Here is a 16699-nt window from a genome sequence, read left to right as displayed (position 1 = left end):
TCTGCTTATCCAATTGGATTATAACCAGCAGGGGTCACTTTCATAAATTTTTGTGCCTTGAGCATAGCGAAAGGAATGGTACTTAAAATGAAAAATAAAACTGCTTTGATCACCGGAGGCGGTACTGGGATTGGCAGGGCCATTGCATTGATACTAGCTAAGGCGGGAGTTAATATTGCTATTAATTACTCCCGTTCGGAAGAAGATGCCATAAAGACGTGTCAAGAGATAGAGCAGATTGGGGTTCGCAGTTTGTACTATAAGGCTGACGTATCTAAGGATGAAGAAGTCCGGGCAATGGTCGGTAAAGTAGTGACTGAATTCGGAACACTGGATATTCTGGTCAATAATGCCGGAATTACTCATTTTGTTGAACACTCTGACCTAGAAGGAATGAAGGACGAGTATTGGGATGATATTTTCGGAGTTAATGTTAAGGGAATGTTTTTTTGCTGTAGAGCAGCAGCCGCAGAGTTAAAGAAAAGTAAAGGATGTATTATTAATATAACTTCAATAGCCGGTCTGACCGGGTTAGGGAGTTCCATCGCCTATTCCGCTTCTAAGGCCGCAGCTACCAGTGTTACTAAATCGCTGGCCCGAGTTTTAGCACCTGAGGTAAGAGTTAATGCTGTAGCCCCAGGAATTGTCCAAACTCGTTGGGTTGAAGGTAAGGATGAGCACATCACTCGTCTTGCTGCGGGAACACCCCTTGGTAGAGTTGCCGAGCCGGAGGATATTGCAGAGGTAGTGTTTGCATTAATCGCTCAGGCAGGTTTTGTGACCGGACAAACAATTGTGGTTGACGGAGGAAATTTTATCTAATAATTAGCCTGCAAGCTGAATCGATTTAAGCTGGCAGAGATCTCAAGTCCTGAAAGCATAAGTATATAATGTAGGGTGGCGATAGTGTTCGTAGACATTATCGCCCTAGAAAAATACAACCATTTTGATGATGTAATTTTCTTTTCGTTTACTCTTGACAATACATTAATTATGGGTATAATAAAGTCATAAGAACACAATAACAGTAATTCAGATCCAAAAAGTTGTTGGTCGCGTGCTAGGCAAAAGTTTTCGATTCATCGAAAGTTGGCATTGCAATCAGTCAGAGAATGCTGAATTTCGAGAATTGAAACCACCTAGATAGGTGGTTTTCCTGTTTCTCAATAAAGAAAGATTTCCCGCAAAGTTCCTCCTATCGATCAGTCAGTCAATCGATCAATAAAGAAACATTTAGTCAGGTAGTTAGTTGTTTAGTTAGTAAGGTCGTTTAGTAGTTAGTCGTTCAGTTAGTAAGGTCGTTTAGTAGTTAGTCGTTCAGTTAGTAAGGTCGTTTAGTAGTTAGTCGTTCAGTTAGTAAGGTCGTTTAGTAGTTAGCCGTTCAGTTAGTAAGGTCGTTTAGTAGTTAGAGTGCAGTTAGTTAGGTCGTTTAGTAGTCAGTCGTTCAGTTAGTTAGGTCGTTTAGTAGTCAGTCGTTCAGTTAGTTAGGTCGTTTAGTAGTCAGAGTTCAGTTAGTTAGGTCGTTTAGTAGTTAGTCGTTCAGTTAGTTAGGTCGTTTAGTAGTTAGTCGTTCAGTTAGTTAGGTCGTTTAGTAGTCAGAGTTCAGTTAGTAAGGTCGTTTAGTAGTTAGTCGTTCAGTTAGTTAGGTCGTTTAGTAGTTAGTCGTTCAGTTAGTTAGGTCGTTTAGTAGTCAGAGTTCAGTTAGTTAGGTCGTTTAGTAGTTAGTCGTTCAGTTAGTTAGGTCGTTCAGTAGTTAGCGTTCAGTTAGTTAGGTCGTTCAGTAGTTAGTCGTTTAGTAGTTAGTGGTTAATAGTTAACGTTAAATTGTCAGTGATCAATAAGATTTTCGGTGATCAGATAAGAGAATTGGAAACGGAAACTGTATAGAATTCAGGTGATTTAAGACTTACCTTATCAATGGTGAATTATAAGATTGACCGCAGTAAGTAGATTAAAGTCAACAGATAGTGGAGGATTTGTCCAGATTAGTTTCCCATACGTTACCAAGAAATGTTTAGGTGGTTTACTTTTTAGTAGGCAGTTTCTATCCTTGAAATGTTAGTCTTCAGAAATATGTTTGTAAAGAGTTTTGATTAAACCAACTGGTATCTGGTTTTGGTAAAGTTTAGTTGAATATTAATCTTGAGCCGTGTATCCATTAGTTGTGAGGAACTTTGCGGGATTATTTTAAATTGGCCACTCAATGAGTGGCCTCTTATTTTTGTTTATAGATGGGTACCATGTTACCCGTGGAAATAATGAGAACCGGACAGCCCCTTTATACCTTGGAGGTAACGTGGTATTATGTAGTATAATAGAATATAAAGCAAAAAATTAAGAGTTCTCAGGAGGCAAAAAACTCATAATGAAATTTCAAAATTTTTTGGAAAGTAATTTGTTTAAAAAGGGGTTGTCCTTACTTCTTTTATTTGCAATCATCATAGGGGTTCGACCTATGATGAATTTACTTCTTCTGACCTTCATGTTTTCTTTCATTTTATACGGGATTCAGAACTACATCTTTTCCAAGATTGTTAAACTAATCCCTATAAACAGAACTTGGGTAACTGTCGTAGTCTTTGCTTTTGTAGCGTCATCAATTATCTTTGGAATATACAGATATATACCCATTCTAACGAAGCAGTTAATGTTCATAGGAGTTCAGCTAAGTAATTTTGATATCAATAATTATGAGGATGCGATCAATCCGCAGTTGAGAGAAGCTATTAGCACAAGCATCCAGTCCTATGTGGTCGAAGGAGGAACATTTTTAATCCATTCAGTAACAAATATCTGGAATTTTAGTTTAAATATTTTTATTGCCTTAATTTTGAGCCTGTTTCTGATACTTGAAAAAGATAAAACTATTAGGTTCTTAAATAAGTTCGAATCCAGTAAGGCAAGCTTCGTTTACATTTATTATAAAAAATTGGGCCAAAATTTTGTGAACTCCTTTGCAAAAGTAATGGAAACACAAATTTTGATTTCCTTTATAAATTCGATTTTATCGGCGATCTTTTTGAGTTTGTTAGGGTTTCATCAGGTCATAGGATTAGGATTTATGATTTTTATCTTAGGATTAATCCCTGTGGCTGGTGTAATAATCTCACTTATTCCCTTATCAATTATCGCTTTTAAACTGGGTGGATTTTTAAAAATACTTTATGTTATTGGTATGATAGTATTATTGCATGCCATTGAAGCCTATTTTTTAAATCCAAAATTAATGTCCATAAAAACCAAACTGCCAGTATTTTTCACCTTCGTAGTTTTATTGCTCTCTGAGCATTTTATGGGTGTATGGGGGCTATTGTTTGGAATTCCGCTATTTCTATTTATGCTTGATTTACTTGACGTAGAAGAATCAGATAATAGCTAGCTAATTATAAACAGTGTCTGGATTTAATAAGAAGATGTCTCAGCAGCTTGAGGCATCTTCTTATTAGTGTTCTTAGTTTATAATATTAATTTTCCGGCTGAATGGAAGATAGTTTATGTGAGTCCAATTACCCTCCAGGACTATGGTCGCTATATTATCCTTAAAATCTACACTCTCAACTTCCTTTGTTTCAGGCAATTCAGCTAGTTCTTGGAAATCATTTGGTTTATCCAATTCATCTATTTCTGCGAATTCAACTAGCCTTACATCATCATTAACGTCACCATCGTTAAGAGCAGCATTTTCGGAGAGTTGGGGGATTATATCTTCTTCTCCTTCTTCGGCTTCGCTGTCAATTTCAAAAGTCTCCCCATTAGTGTATAGGATTATAACCTTTTCAATTTCAAGCTCATTTTGTAATGCATCATTAAGTACTTCTAAGATTTTCATTTTATTCATCCTAAAGCATCCTTTCTAATCAAAAATAATCTGAAATGAATCTGAACAAAATTCAGTTGCCAATTATATAAGTTATTATATGATCACTTCTTGAAATGTGTATTTGTATGCTTAATAATATAAGCTAGGCGTGAAGAGAGTGGCCGTCTTAACTAACAAGCATATATTTGTATAAATTGAAAGGTGTTGCTGCATGGAACGAACCCGTAAAACTATAACTGCCTATGACAACAACTGTGTTGCCTTTAATGACAAATTTACTGACTATCCACCTTACCAACAAATGATTAAAGAGTTTATTAATTTGCTTGAGCCAGGAATAAAAGTTTTGGATCTAGGGTGTGGACCAGGTAATGTAGCGAGACAGTTAATGTTAGTAGGTAAAAATTTTACTCTTAAAGGAATTGATCTTTCCGAGGAAATGATTAAACTAGCCCGAAAGAATGCTCCAGCGGGAGATTTTAGTTGTGAAGATATACGAGACATTAGTTTTAAAACCGAATCATTTGATGCGGTATTCTTATCATTTTGTATAGTTCATTTAAATCAATCAGAAGTGCTTTCCCTTCTGCAAAAGGTTTCAAACTATTTAAAGAGGGAAGGTAAACTATATTTAAGCTTTATGGAAGGGAAAAAGGATGGTTTTGAGAAAACCAGTTTTTCTAAGGAGGAAATATACTATTTCTATCATCCCGCACAAAGTGTCAAGAAAATACTAGAAGATAATCATTTTTCTATCATTGAGATCAAAGAGCAAGACTATCCGGAGAGCGATGGGTCTATCACTACAGATGTGTTTATCTTTGCAGAAAAGTAATTTACTTCCAATGGTAAATGTACCTGGCCCGTCCCAAAAGACCACTTTAAGTGTCTTTCAAGAATTGATTGGTTCTTCCCATTTTATAGGCAAGTTGAATCATCTCTTCCTCTTCTTTGGTTATTTTGCGGGCATACATTTTTTCAAATTGCTGAAGAAGTTTATCCGTGTCTATCACTCTTGATGGGCGTTTTGCTCTAATTGTCCTATAGGATAGGGCATAGGGCTTTGGTTGAATTGAGGGATTGTATACTTTTTTAAATATTTCAGCCGTATAAAAGGCATCATGAAGGGCATTGTGAAATGCATTTGTTATTGGAATATGTAGCAACTCTACTGCATGTTGAAGACGTAATAAGTTTTTTTGAGAAAGATTGAAATGCGTGGAGACATAGGGTTGTATGTTAATAACCTTTTCGGGTGAAAACTTGGGGCTTAATTGATGGGCTTCGACATTTCTGAATAGTTCTGTTATATCAGACATGCCCCAAGTACAGAATATTGAATCCCTCTCCTTGATAAACGCTGTATAGGCCTTATAAATCTCCGGAAAGGGTTCTTCAGTTAAAAGCTGCTCAGTGGTGATACCCGTTAAATCTGTGACAAATGGATTAATTCTGGTGTAGAAGGTTGGCTTGACGTAACGGTTAAAAGTGCCTACAGTGTTAAATTCCAAGTCTAATTTGATGGCACCAATTTGAATGATTTCAAAGGGATAGGGGGATCCTTTTCCATCAAAGTTCTGTAAAGAAGCGACGTCTTGATTAAATTCTAAATCAAATATTATGAAATACATATTATAACTCCTCGTAATTCACCTGATTTCTTTATTTTTGGCTGGATATAAGGATGCTATCCGCACCTAAATAAAGGGTTTTTCGGCAAGTAATTTAATAAGAAAAAAACCAGTAGTAACGGGAATTTTTTATCCCGTAAACTGCTGGTTATCTTTATTTTCGTTCAGTACTAATCTAGCTAATTCAAACGCGTTCTTAGAAATTGTTTGCACAACAATTAGTAAGCACTAAAGAGTAATCAGTATAATGTAAGTTAATAGTTCATCCCGATCATGCTGCCGGCATTTGTGTTTAGTACTTCATCATTGGCAAGAACGATATGCCCATTAATTATCGTATAGTTGATACCGGTGGGATGCTGGGCAGGGTTAGTATAGTCTTCAGTAGCAGCAATCTTCTGGGGATCAAAAACTACTAGATCGGCCATAAAGCCTTTTTTGATAAATCCTCTGTCTCGTAGATTCAAACGTTGTGCAGGGTCTCCGGTAATTCTCTTAACCCCTTCAGCCCAGGTCATTGTATTTTTATCGCGGACATACTCTCCTAAGAATTTAGGGTATGTGCCAAATAAACGCGGGTGGGGCTTACCGGTAGGAATGCCATCTGAGCCAATTTGACATAAAGGATGCTTGAGTAAAGCAATAATATCCTCTTCGGAAAATAGATTCTTCATGACCATGGAACAACGACATTCCTCACTGATTAATAGGTCGGCAATAGAGTCAATGATTTGACTATTTAGTTGGGAATCAGGAAAACTCTTTTTGGGAACTAATTGATCTGCAGTTAAGCCCTCTGCCCATTTATTTTGGGGCTTGCTGACAGAGCTGATCATAATATTTGACCACCCAACCATACCGACAAAGTTATCCCAGCCGGGGTAGTCGGGGCCTTGACCCTGGAGGTCATTCTTTAGTTTAGCCCTTAGTTGAGGGTCTTTTAAGCGACGAATGATCTCCGGGCTGCCACCTTCTTTAGCCCAGGGAGGTAAAGTCTGAGACAAGAGGGTACTACCGGCGGTATAAGGGTGTTCATCAAAGGTTACATCCACACCATCCATCCTGGCTTTTTCTACTATCTCAATCAATTCCACGGCTGTTATGCCAAAATCTCGATTGGCATAGGAACGCATATGAGAAACCTGCAACTTAACTCCGGATTCTTTGGCGACAGAAATTGCTTCTGACATTCCTTCACGAACCTGACGAGAGTGACTGCGGATATGAATCATCATAATCCCCTGATAAGCTGCAACTACCGAACTCAGGGCAATTAGTTCTTCTTTAGGAGCAAACATCCCGGGGAGATATGCTAAACCATAGGATATCCCTAAAGCTCCATGAGCCATTGCATCCTCAACAATCCCGCTCATGGCTTCGATTTCTTTGGCCGAAGGCTTGAGGTTATTTAAGCCAAGAATTTGGGCTCGAACTGCCCCGTGACCAATTAGAGCTGCCAAGTTATTAGGTTTTTCTGCTTCAGCGAGTTCCCTATAAAACATAGAAAAGTCTTGCCAATCCCAGGTTAGCGGCCCGGGACCTAAGATTGGGATAAGATAATTGCGCCAATCCTCCATTCTTTGGAGGTGGGGGGCCGAGCCCAATCCGCATTGGCCAATAATCTCGGTGGTTACTCCTTGCCTGATTCTGCTCTCCCGAATGGAATCAGACATAAAGGGTACTAAGTCGCAATGACTATGAACGTCTATGAACCCCGGAGTTACTATTTTATTCGTCGCATCAATAACCCTTGAGGCCTTTGCAGACAGGTCGGGGGCTATTTCTACAATCAGGCCACCCTGTATCCCCACATCACTTTGATAGGGGGGAGTACCCGTACCATCTACTATTAAACCACCGGTAATTACTGTATCAAACATTTTAAACAGACCTTTCTTAGTTTCTGGATTTACTTGTTGAGATCACTTTACCAATAAATTAATTCATTGCTAAAAAACTATTTAGAAAAAGCGGCTTAGAAATAAATTTCCATGCACCCCTTTCTCTTGAATGTGAAAGCGGTACATGGATTAATCAATACTTATCCATCTTTGTTAGCTTAACAAATCTAGTTGAACAGGTAAAGTTTTTAAGGATTAAGAGATAAACTTTTTTTCTCTTCCAGAGAGTTTAGATCATTAGCTTTTATTTTTCCTTTTGAGACGGTGTACAATGTATTTCCGATATAAAGAACTCGTTCAATTTCCTTGATTCCATAATAATGCTGACCGGCTTTCAATAAATCTGGCTTATCAAGATGAGTAATTTTACCCCTTAGGGTGAAACCGCTATGCAAATCAAAATTATAGACATAGGCCCCCTGGAAGGTAAATGAGCCATATTGGGGAACCCCGGAAGGACTTTTGACTGAGTTTTTGACCTCCATCACCGTGACGGGGAAGGATAGTAGCCCTTTCTCTTGATCGAAAAGTAAAGCTTTGTGATTATGAAGTACTTCTGAATCAGTCCCGCGGTCGCCGATTGTGGTTTTATACATTTCCACTGGCTTGCTTACATCGGTTACATCAAAGACAGCCAGTTTCATCCCTTGGTAGTAAGCATTGGAACCCATGGGGGAACCGGGAAGAATCCCTGGGTTATTGGTTGAACTTAGCTCTATGGTTTCTTTACCAAAGCCTATAATGTGATTCTCATCATAAGGATGGAGATAATCACTGTAACCCGGAATTTTTAAAGCACCTAGGATTTGGGGAGCAGAGGGATCCTTAAGATCTAGGACAAAAAAGGGATCAACATTCTTAAAGGTCACCATATAGCCGCGATCCCCCATAAAACGAACCGAGTAAATCCTTTCACCGGGAGCTATATCCTCAATCTTACCCATTAATTGGAGGTCTTGCCCTAAGATATAAACATTGTTCTTTGAAGTGGTTTCATCCGAGCGCCAGATCTCTCCTGTGGTAGTAGCAATCCTGAAGCAGTCATTGTATTCATCCATGGAAAATTGATTGAGAATGTTTCCGGGCACGGTTCCTTTAGCTTGCAATTCAATTCCGTCTGGATCGAGACTGAACCGGTATAGAGCTGTGGCCATGCTATAGGGTCCGGAGATTACATGCTTCTTCGGAGTGGTGCCGGAGGGATCCTGTTCAGCCCTCTCATATTGAGTTACAGCGATATAGAGATCAGAGGGGGAGGCATAAACATTCTGCCCGGAACCCAGAAAGGTTTGCACCTGCATTTCTTGCTGGGCTTGATCAAGATTAAGACTGGCGATCATTAGATAGTTGGGTTCGATACAATCTGGAAAGTAACGAATTTTGGCGTAATCCAGACTGACAAATTCATTATTCAGCGCTGTATCACGATAACTGGGTAAAGTGGGTTCCATATCTGAGTTCATGATTCGATATAAGTCTAGATACTGGTTAGCCATTAAGTATAAATTTGAACCGATCTTTCGAGAAGAGACATAATCACCGTCAAGCTCGACTTCCCGAAGTTTGGTTATATTAGCTTTATCGGCTAGGTTATAGATAATCACCTTAGTCGTGGATTTGTGGAATATCGGCGGATAGATCATAGCCTTAGATTGATCTTTTTCTGCAGCTGAGGGCAGGGTTTCCGGATAGATGGCATTGCCTAAGACAACCAGGTACTGATTGTCAACATATAATTCCTGGGGCGAAAATTCGTTTTCATCAAAACTGATTCGTTTAACAATGTGCATTTGATCAGAGGGGTCTGCCTGAATGACGAGAAGTTCCTGGTTGTTCACTTGGTAAAGATAGGTACCATCACTTTTGACAATATCAGCTTCATCAACTTCTGCTACTTGAAGGTTGGTCGTGGAATAGTTTTTACTTTCCTTAGATGTAACTCCTGAATTAGTTGGAGAAGCCTGATCTACAGGTGGGGCACCAGCTGACTTCGTCATTCCATCTAAGGCAATTGCTCCCATCAGCACACCTTGCCCCATTAATCCTCTGGAATTCTCGGCATCTTTCAGGATACTGCGCAGATTATCCAGGGAGCCAAGCGTAGGGAGACCAAGGTTCTCGGGTTGGGCTTGCTCTGGTTCCTGGGCAATGCTTTGCTTGGGCGGTTCATTTAGGCCAGTCATGATAATCATACCTGTGAAAACTGCCAGCACGGCGAGAGAGTACCATAGTTTTCTTTTCACGTATAAATCCCCCCAGTTATAGATTTGATATGTAGCCTTAATTAAATAGACGAATGAAGGACTATATATCTGACGAATAGTTGTTTAAGAACAAGTTAAATCTTATAGAACTATTTGTCATCCATGCTGGTGCGCGTTTCTTAACTTAAGACAGACAAGTCGGCGTTAGTCTCCTCCGCCACACCCTCCTGAATCGCACCCTCCGGAGTCACACCCACCTGAAGAATCACATCCGCCGTGGTCGCTGGAAGAATAATCAGAGTCATTGTAATCATGGCCATCAGAGAACATGGGATAATTTGAATGAGAAATAGAGTTTGATCTGTGTTGAGAGGAGGAGGAGTGAGGAGCTCGAAATAGGGCAACTGCGATAAAGACAATAAAAATGGTCAGGAAAATTCCCATAATACTTCACCTTCCTTATAAAAAAGAGTCCGTCTAACCATGACGGGCTCCTTTAAATCCTTCACTAGAAGGAATAGCTATTCAACTTTCTTAAAGATTGACCAAGGAGTATCCACTGCTAAGCCATCTTCTAACATCTTTTGTACAGTTCCCGGAATATAGAAACCAGCGGTTTCTGTTTTAAATAAGCACTCTTCTAAGGAGATTTCTTCCCATGTGTCTTCACCTTTTAGTTGTGTTACAAATTTCATATGACTAATCCTCCATCATCGAATTTTAAAGTCAAACCTATTATAGCAGGAAATAGAGCTCAAATAAATCCTCATTTCCAACCTTTTTGAAAGGTTAACAAGAAGAGAGGGACAAATCAGTTTGTTCTCTAGTAATTCGCTAATATTATAGTTTGTGAAATTAAGGAATAATTAATAGGTTTTGCAGGATATGAATAATCCATAGGGAAATCATTGATAAGTTATTCTTTTCGGAGTATTGAGCGGATATGCTGCCGGGCATTTAAAGGAGGGAGTAAAATGACTAAGCTAAAAGTGACAATCTTAGTTGAAAACACTGTTGGGGTTCCCTTAGGGTTGTTAGGGGAGTGGGGGTTGTCCATGCTCTTAGATTTTGGAGATGAGAAGATCCTGTTTGATGCGGGAGAGCAGGGGAACCTTGTCAACAATGCTCAAATTCTGGGCCATGATCTGCGCCAAGTTGATAAGGTAGTCTTAAGTCATGGACACTATGATCACACGGGAGGACTCTACAAGTTATTACAATATAAAGGGATAACATCTGTCTACGCTCATCCGAATTTATTTGCAGGCCACTTGGCTAAAGTTTCCGATATTCAACCAAACCGCTATATCGGTGTTCCTTATTGTCAGCAGCAATTAGAAAGCTTAGGTGCCAGGTTTCACTGGCATAGTAAACCCTTTGAATTGAGGCCGGGACTATGGTTAAGTGGGGAAATTCTGCGAGAATCATCCTTTGAGCACATAGATAACCATTTGGTTGAATTGGCAGGAGAGCAGGTTGTTCAAGACAGTCTTAAAGATGATTTAAGCTTGTTTTATGTGACGGATCAAGGTTTAATCATTCTGCTGGGCTGTGCCCATTCCGGATTGGTAAACATTGTAGAGCAGGCCAGGCAGGTAACTAAAGAAAGTAAAGTGAGAGGGATTATTGGCGGAACTCATCTTGGACCAGCTTCCGCGGATCAACGGCAGCAAACCATCGACTATCTTAAAAGCCTTGATCTTGAGTGCCTGGCACCCAATCATTGTACAGGATCTGCTATGTTAACTAAGCTAGCTGCAGAGTTTCCGAAGGCCTTCAGATGGGCCTTGGCTGGGTCTGCTTTAGAATTTTGATAAACGGGGAGGATACCTGCGTGTCTATACCTACTTCGCGGACTAAAGAGTCAGCCGATATTTTGATTGATGAGAAACTGTGTGTTGGCTGTGGTTTATGTGTTGAAGTATGCAAGGGATTTAACCTCTCTCTCCAAAAGGGTAAGGTTATCAGGATAAATTCAGTTTATGGATGTATTGCCTGTGGACATTGTATGGCAATTTGTCCTAAAGATGCTATTAAAATTAGTGGCCGTTGTTTGTCTTCCGAGGATTTATTCAGCCTGTCAAAAGAAACGAAACTCCCAACCTATGAGGGAGTGTTAAACTTATTTCAGCAGCGACGAAGTATTCGTGAGTTTAAAGCTGTCCCTGTAGAAAAAGAGATTCTGGCAAAAGTCATAGAAGCAGCTCAAACATGTCCCATGGGTCTGCCTCCTTCGGATGTAAACCTACTAGTCTTTGACAGTCCGGCAAAGGTGCGTAAATTTGCTGAGGACTTTTGTGATTATTTAAAAGGCATAAAATGGCTGGTATCTGAATGGTTTTTAAGGCTGATGCGTCCGTTTTGGGGAAAGGCCAACGACGAATTATTCAGAGGATTTGTTCGACCTACCATTAACTTATACTTAGACAATATGGAAAAGGGCATCAACCTGGTTAATTATGATGCCCCTGCTGCCCTCTACTTTTATGGCTCTCCCTATTCTGACCCTGCCGATCCCATAGTTGCAGCTACCTATGCTATGATTGCCGCTGAATCCCTGGGATTGGGGACGTGTATGTTAGGAGCTGTCCATCCCTTGATTCAAAACGGTAAGGCTGCCCAGAAATTTAGAAAAAGCTATGGTATTCGCTGTAAAAGCCGAGAAGGATTATTTGTCATCATGGGCTATCCGAAAGTTGAGTATGAGAAAGGAATTGGCCGGACTTTTGCTTCAGTAGATGTTAGGTGATGAAGATTATCTTCAATCAACAAAAATTCCTTGTTCCGGCACGGCGATTTCCTCAAAGTGATGAGTCAGCATATCTAAATGCAGGGTCAACTCTTCACCCTTCATTGGCTGACCATGGCTGGGAATAACTAAGGAAGGCTTTAGGTCTCTTAATGTCTTGACGGATGATTCCGCTGCTTTCCAGTCAGTGGTTAGATAAGCGGTGGACCACTTATTTGTTCGCTTTGTGTCATCACAGACAACAGGGATTCTTGTTTTACTGTCGTAAAGGCATCTCCCGGGATAAGTATGCTATCTGATTCGTGGAATAGAGCTATATGACCGTCAGTGTGGCCGGGGGTTAGTATCCATTTCCAACCGGGCATACCCGGGACGCTGTGGTCTGAGGGTAGGGGATTAGCTCGAAAGCCAATGTCTATACTGGTGTGTGGAAAGGTGGGAGACATTGCTGCCACCAGGCCGCCGCCTACGCTTGGATCGGCCAGGGGATAATCTTTTTCTCCGGTAATGTAAGGAAGTTCGAACTCATGGGCATAAACGGGAATATCCCAATGCTGAGAAAGCTTGCTTAGCGAGCCCACGTGGTCAAAATGTCCGTGAGTAAGAATAATGGCTTGAGGACGAGCTCCTTTGCCAAAACGTTCCTCTGCTGCTTGAATAATAAAGTCTGCTGAGTTTTCCAGACCGGTATCAACTAGAGTCCAGTCACTTTGGTTTGGTTTTCCCACCAGATAAGCATTGACTATCGTGAATTGTAGGATAAGAATATCAGGAGTAACTTCCTTTGAAGAGGTTGTTAGCTTAGATAAGAACTCAACCAGCTTATTTCCCAATTATAATCCCTCCAGATTCTGGTTTTAAATAAAGTTAGCCCATTCATCTAAGTTCTCTTATACATTTTAGTATTCTCTGTCCTTGGTCGAGTATATATGCATAAACAATCAGGGGATGGGTCACATGTAAAACTATGTGTGATCTATCCCCTGACTGTTTAAATTGAGATGAAAGTCATTCTTTTTGCTTACAAGCCACAAAGGCTAATGAACTTAGTAATGACATTCTAACTTTGAGAACTGCCATATGCTCAAGACCGGTAATTGAAAATAGAACCCTTAAAAATCCCATTTATATCCTGTGAATTTCATTGTAATTTAAGTTAATATGGAGATTATGAGATAACTAAGGAAAAGACTGACCTAGTGCGTGGAAGTAAGAACTTGTAAGGAGGGTTAGAAAATGCCCCTCGTAGCTCTAAATCAAAAGCCGTCCCAAAAACAAGAGCTAAAGGAACCTTTGGCCTTAAGATATTCACTGGCTGCGGTGCTTGTGGCAATTGTTCTTTTCGTGCTTACAATTACTAATCTTGGTGCGGGATTAAAGCTGTTCGCCGAAAGGTTTATTCTTAAACCGGGTGTCGTCGAGGCTATGGGGGTTAACCCTAATTTCGACACATTTCAAGGAAGCATCCTGCAGCAGGAAGCGGTTGACACCCCGGGAGTGATTCCTATGTATGGATCCTCTGAAATGTCCATGATCAACAATTATCACCCGGCTAAAGTGCTAACCCCTGAGACGGGCGTGACCCCCTTTATGATTGGTAGGGGCGGAACCCAAACGATTATTAATGTACTGAACTTAGCTTCCCTTGAGGACTTAAGAGGAAAGAAAATTGCTATCTTTATAACCCCCCAGTGGTTTGGTCCGGGAGGAATCTCGCAATCAACTTTTGAAGGGAATTTTTCAGCCCTTCATGCCTATAACATGTTTTTTAGCGCTGATATTTCTCCGAGTTTAAAGCATCAGATTGCTGAACGGATTCTCAATTTTCCGGAAGCTTATAAAGATTATCCCTATCTTAAGAAGATGTTGGAAAATGAAATCAACTCAAGTATTATGGCTAAAGTAAATAAAACTTTGAATTGGCTCCCTGCTCGCATGGAATACTCGGCCTTAGAGTTTAGAGATTTTTTAAAAGTGAGATGGCAGGTTAAAGACCTGGCAGATAAGCAAGTGGCAAGGTATTCGGCTAAAGCAGCGAATCCGCCGGCAATAGAATGGGATAAGCTTCGTGAAGAAGCGAAAGTCGATGCGATTAAATCCACGGACAATAATCCATTTAAGATGGATAATAAGTTTTATCAGGAGTACCTGCTCCCGAAATTAAAAGAAAGCAAAGATAAAGATAAAAACGATTTGAATTTATCTTCACCAGAATATAATGACTTAAAGCTCCTATTGCAAGCGCTAAAGGAAAAAGGCGCCAAACCTCTATTAGTAATTATTCCCATGAATGGTCGATGGTACGATTATACCGGCTTGGACCGTTTACAGAGAGAACAGTGTTATCAAAAGCTGGCAGCCCTTGTCCAAGCAGAAGGGTATCCTCTGGCTGATTTTTCCTCTCATGAATATGAGGATTATTATCTCAAAGATCTTTGGCACCTGGCTTGGAAAGGCTGGGTTGAAGTCGATCAGAAGCTTTATGAATTCTATAGGCAGTACTAAGAGGCAGAGCTCCGAGCCGGAAATTTTAGGTTGGTACGTTATCCATAAAGGATTGGGGCCGCATCCCAAAGAGTCTCTTCTAGTATGAAGTTTGTTTAATCAGGCAAGAAAAGGGCGGTTTTGAGGTTTGGTTAATCTGGATTAGTCCACCTCGAACCGCCTAATTTTCAAAATAAAGCTGATCGAAGCAACCGTTCTTAAAAAAATCAGGGATGAATTGAATAAAGTTACAAACTAACCAAGTTGTATCCTTTTTTGTTAATCCGGAGCGGCTGGGGCGGATCGGCCAGCTGGATAACTGGAAGGGAAAATCCAATTGTACTTGAGAATACAAGTGGATATAGGGGAATAACTTAAGTTAGACTGTTTCTTTAAAACAGCCTAACTTCTTAGAACATGGCATTATTTTTGCTGTTAGTGGAAGAATGTAAGGGAAAGAATCTTGATAGGTTAGCTATACATCGCCAATGCCTATTAATTAAAGAGGTGCTAAAATTTGGAGATAGCTTCGATCCTAATGATTGTACTTGGTTTATGCATTTTTGAAGTCGTTTCAGGCATTGATAATGCTGTTATCAACGCTGAAGTTCTGGCGACAATGTCGGCAAAAGCAAGAAGATGGTTCTTAATTTATGGTATCTTGATTGCAGTTTTTTTGGTCAGAGGCCTGTTGCCCTGGGGCATCGTCTGGGTGACCAACCCAGATATCGGTCCTATAGGAGCCCTGCTGGCTTCTTTTTCCAATGATCCGCATATACACGAATCGATTGAAGCTTCTGCACCAATCCTCATGCTCGGCGGCGGAGTATTTCTGCTCTTTCTGTTCCTGCATTGGCTGTTCATGGAAGAAAAGTCCTTCGGTCTGCACAGCGAGAAACTCTTCCTGAAATACGGTGCATGGTTCTTTGCTGTTGCTTCTATAATATTAGTTGTCATTGTTACTATGGCTCTAAAAACTAATCCTATTCTGGCACTTTCTGCAGTTATCGGCTCGTCTGCATTTTTTATCAGCGATGGATTTAAAAGGAACGCCAAGGAGAATGAACAACGCCTCTTGAGTAATTCTAGCAACATGTCTGATATCAGCAAAATTATGTATTTGGAGATTATTGATACTACCTTCTCCATAGACGGAGTTTTAGGAGCCTTTGCCTTTACCATGTCCATACCCTTGATCATCCTTGGCAATGGTCTGGGGGCTATCGTAATTCGTCAGTTAACCATTGGAAATATCGATAGGATTAAGAACTATGTCTATCTTAAGAATGGTGCCATGTATTCCATCCTTTGCCTGTCTCTGGTTATGATCTTCGAAGGTTTTCATGTCGAAGTTCCAACAATGTTATCTCCTGTAGTAACTATTGCGATAATTGCCTACTTCTTGCTTAAGTCCCTGTCCCATGCCAAGAAAAACGCTATTTAACCATTTCCAAAACTGTACCTTAGTTAAAATCAGGTACTTTCATAGTGCCTTAAACCCCTAAATATAATCTGGTTTGATCAAGATTCGTTCACAGAACTACAAAGTTTATGTCTGGGTGGTCAGGCTACAAAGGGCAGGGAGAACCAGATATCAATGCTTAGGTAATCAGCGATATGTTTTCTCAGGTAAGAAAAAGGTGTATACCTTACTGAGAAAACATATTTTTTTATATTCATATTATCCTTACTAAGGCAGGTTGAATTAATTTTAAGAACATTGATTCATTCTGGGTTTGTGGGAAATACCTAAAAATAAGGCCTTCATAAGGAAAACTTAAGAAATTTATAAGTACTTATTTACGAAAGCCTACTTCATTTTGGTAGAATGAAGTCAGTGAAATAGATTTTACTTCTCATCAATTTGAAATGTAATACAAAAAGGAGTTTAGATGAAATGACAGCCTGCA

Annotated in this window: 13 protein-coding genes and 1 pseudogene; 7 read left to right on the top strand and 7 right to left on the bottom strand. The window is 40.0% G+C overall.

Annotated elements, in window-relative coordinates:
• The first annotated feature begins 87 nt into the window (after window positions 1–87).
• Both BLS16_RS05765 and BLS16_RS05760 read left to right on the top strand, forming a co-directional pair.
• Window positions 88–822: an SDR family NAD(P)-dependent oxidoreductase gene (locus tag BLS16_RS05765; protein ID WP_092331032.1), complete on the top strand. Its 735-nt coding sequence runs from the start codon at window positions 88–90 to the stop codon at window positions 820–822.
• A gap of 1543 nt (window positions 823–2365) precedes the next feature.
• Complete coding sequence (locus BLS16_RS05760) at window positions 2366–3379, top strand: AI-2E family transporter (RefSeq protein WP_092331030.1); 1014 nt, start codon at window positions 2366–2368, stop codon at window positions 3377–3379.
• A 72-nt stretch (window positions 3380–3451) separates the two neighbouring features.
• Here the strand turns inward: BLS16_RS05760 and BLS16_RS05755 are convergent, their stop codons facing one another.
• Window positions 3452–3838, bottom strand: a complete 387-nt coding sequence (locus tag BLS16_RS05755) for a hypothetical protein (protein WP_092331027.1) — start codon at window positions 3836–3838, stop codon at window positions 3452–3454.
• Window positions 3839–4031: 193 nt separating this feature from the next.
• Between BLS16_RS05755 and BLS16_RS05750 the strand changes: the two genes are divergently transcribed.
• Window positions 4032–4655: a class I SAM-dependent methyltransferase gene (locus BLS16_RS05750; protein WP_092331025.1), complete on the top strand. Its 624-nt coding sequence runs from the start codon at window positions 4032–4034 to the stop codon at window positions 4653–4655.
• A 46-nt stretch (window positions 4656–4701) separates the two neighbouring features.
• Here the strand turns inward: BLS16_RS05750 and BLS16_RS05745 are convergent, their stop codons facing one another.
• The 5 genes from BLS16_RS05745 to BLS16_RS23460 form a co-directional block, all read right to left on the bottom strand.
• Complete coding sequence (locus BLS16_RS05745; RefSeq protein WP_092331022.1) at window positions 4702–5451, bottom strand: 3'-5' exonuclease; 750 nt, start codon at window positions 5449–5451, stop codon at window positions 4702–4704.
• Window positions 5452–5705: 254 nt separating this feature from the next.
• Entirely contained in the window at window positions 5706–7331 is a 1626-nt protein-coding gene (locus tag BLS16_RS05740; RefSeq protein ID WP_092331019.1) for an N-acyl-D-amino-acid deacylase family protein, read from the bottom strand.
• Between the two features lie 209 nt (window positions 7332–7540).
• Window positions 7541–9595 carry a beta-propeller domain-containing protein gene (locus BLS16_RS05735; RefSeq protein WP_092331017.1) on the bottom strand — a complete coding sequence of 685 codons (2055 nt, stop codon included), beginning with the start codon at window positions 9593–9595 and terminating at the stop codon, window positions 7541–7543.
• Between the two features lie 140 nt (window positions 9596–9735).
• Window positions 9736–9975: a hypothetical protein gene (locus BLS16_RS05730; RefSeq protein ID WP_092331014.1), complete on the bottom strand. Its 240-nt coding sequence runs from the start codon at window positions 9973–9975 to the stop codon at window positions 9736–9738.
• 102 nt (window positions 9976–10077) lie between these two features.
• The gene (locus BLS16_RS23460) at window positions 10078–10251 is read right to left on the bottom strand and encodes a hypothetical protein (RefSeq protein ID WP_014902662.1); all 174 of its coding nucleotides are present in this window, start codon (window positions 10249–10251) and stop codon (window positions 10078–10080) included.
• A 279-nt stretch (window positions 10252–10530) separates the two neighbouring features.
• Here BLS16_RS23460 and BLS16_RS05725 point away from each other — a divergent pair, with 279 nt between their 5' ends.
• On the top strand, window positions 10531–11370 hold the full coding sequence (locus tag BLS16_RS05725; protein ID WP_092331012.1) for an MBL fold metallo-hydrolase: 840 nt from the start codon (window positions 10531–10533) through the stop codon (window positions 11368–11370).
• A 20-nt stretch (window positions 11371–11390) separates the two neighbouring features.
• Window positions 11391–12305, top strand: a complete 915-nt coding sequence (locus BLS16_RS05720; protein WP_092331009.1) for a nitroreductase family protein — start codon at window positions 11391–11393, stop codon at window positions 12303–12305.
• A gap of 12 nt (window positions 12306–12317) precedes the next feature.
• Here BLS16_RS05720 and BLS16_RS05715 read toward each other — a convergent pair.
• Window positions 12318–13138: pseudogene (locus BLS16_RS05715) on the bottom strand (MBL fold metallo-hydrolase).
• Between the two features lie 403 nt (window positions 13139–13541).
• On the opposite strand from BLS16_RS05715, the gene dltD reads away from it, so the two are divergent.
• Together dltD and BLS16_RS05705 are read left to right on the top strand one after the other, a co-directional pair.
• Window positions 13542–14810 (top strand): D-alanyl-lipoteichoic acid biosynthesis protein DltD, encoded by a 1269-nt coding sequence (gene dltD / locus BLS16_RS05710; RefSeq protein ID WP_092331007.1) that lies wholly within the window; start codon window positions 13542–13544, stop codon window positions 14808–14810.
• A gap of 496 nt (window positions 14811–15306) precedes the next feature.
• The gene (locus BLS16_RS05705) at window positions 15307–16233 is read left to right on the top strand and encodes a DUF475 domain-containing protein (protein WP_092331004.1); all 927 of its coding nucleotides are present in this window, start codon (window positions 15307–15309) and stop codon (window positions 16231–16233) included.
• The last annotated feature ends 466 nt before the right edge of the window (window positions 16234–16699 follow it).

Origin of the sequence: Desulfosporosinus hippei DSM 8344, from assembly GCF_900100785.1 — a bacterium.
GTDB classification, from domain to species: domain Bacteria; phylum Bacillota; class Desulfitobacteriia; order Desulfitobacteriales; family Desulfitobacteriaceae; genus Desulfosporosinus; species Desulfosporosinus hippei.
The sequence above is the reverse complement of the archived record's forward strand: the minus strand, read 5'-3'. Positions and strand labels throughout refer to the sequence as shown.

Coding starts and splice junctions, on each gene's coding strand:
- BLS16_RS05750 (WP_092331025.1), top strand. CDS start 4,032: ATGGAACGAACCCGTAAAACTATAACTGCCTATGACAACAACTGTGTT.
- BLS16_RS05745 (WP_092331022.1), bottom strand. CDS start 5,451: ATGTATTTCATAATATTTGATTTAGAATTTAATCAAGACGTCGCTTCT.
- BLS16_RS05755 (WP_092331027.1), bottom strand. CDS start 3,838: ATGAATAAAATGAAAATCTTAGAAGTACTTAATGATGCATTACAAAAT.
- BLS16_RS05760 (WP_092331030.1), top strand. CDS start 2,366: ATGAAATTTCAAAATTTTTTGGAAAGTAATTTGTTTAAAAAGGGGTTG.
- BLS16_RS05725 (WP_092331012.1), top strand. CDS start 10,531: ATGACTAAGCTAAAAGTGACAATCTTAGTTGAAAACACTGTTGGGGTT.
- BLS16_RS23460 (WP_014902662.1), bottom strand. CDS start 10,251: ATGAAATTTGTAACACAACTAAAAGGTGAAGACACATGGGAAGAAATC.
- BLS16_RS05765 (WP_092331032.1), top strand. CDS start 88: ATGAAAAATAAAACTGCTTTGATCACCGGAGGCGGTACTGGGATTGGC.
- dltD (WP_092331007.1), top strand. CDS start 13,542: ATGCCCCTCGTAGCTCTAAATCAAAAGCCGTCCCAAAAACAAGAGCTA.
- BLS16_RS05740 (WP_092331019.1), bottom strand. CDS start 7,331: ATGTTTGATACAGTAATTACCGGTGGTTTAATAGTAGATGGTACGGGT.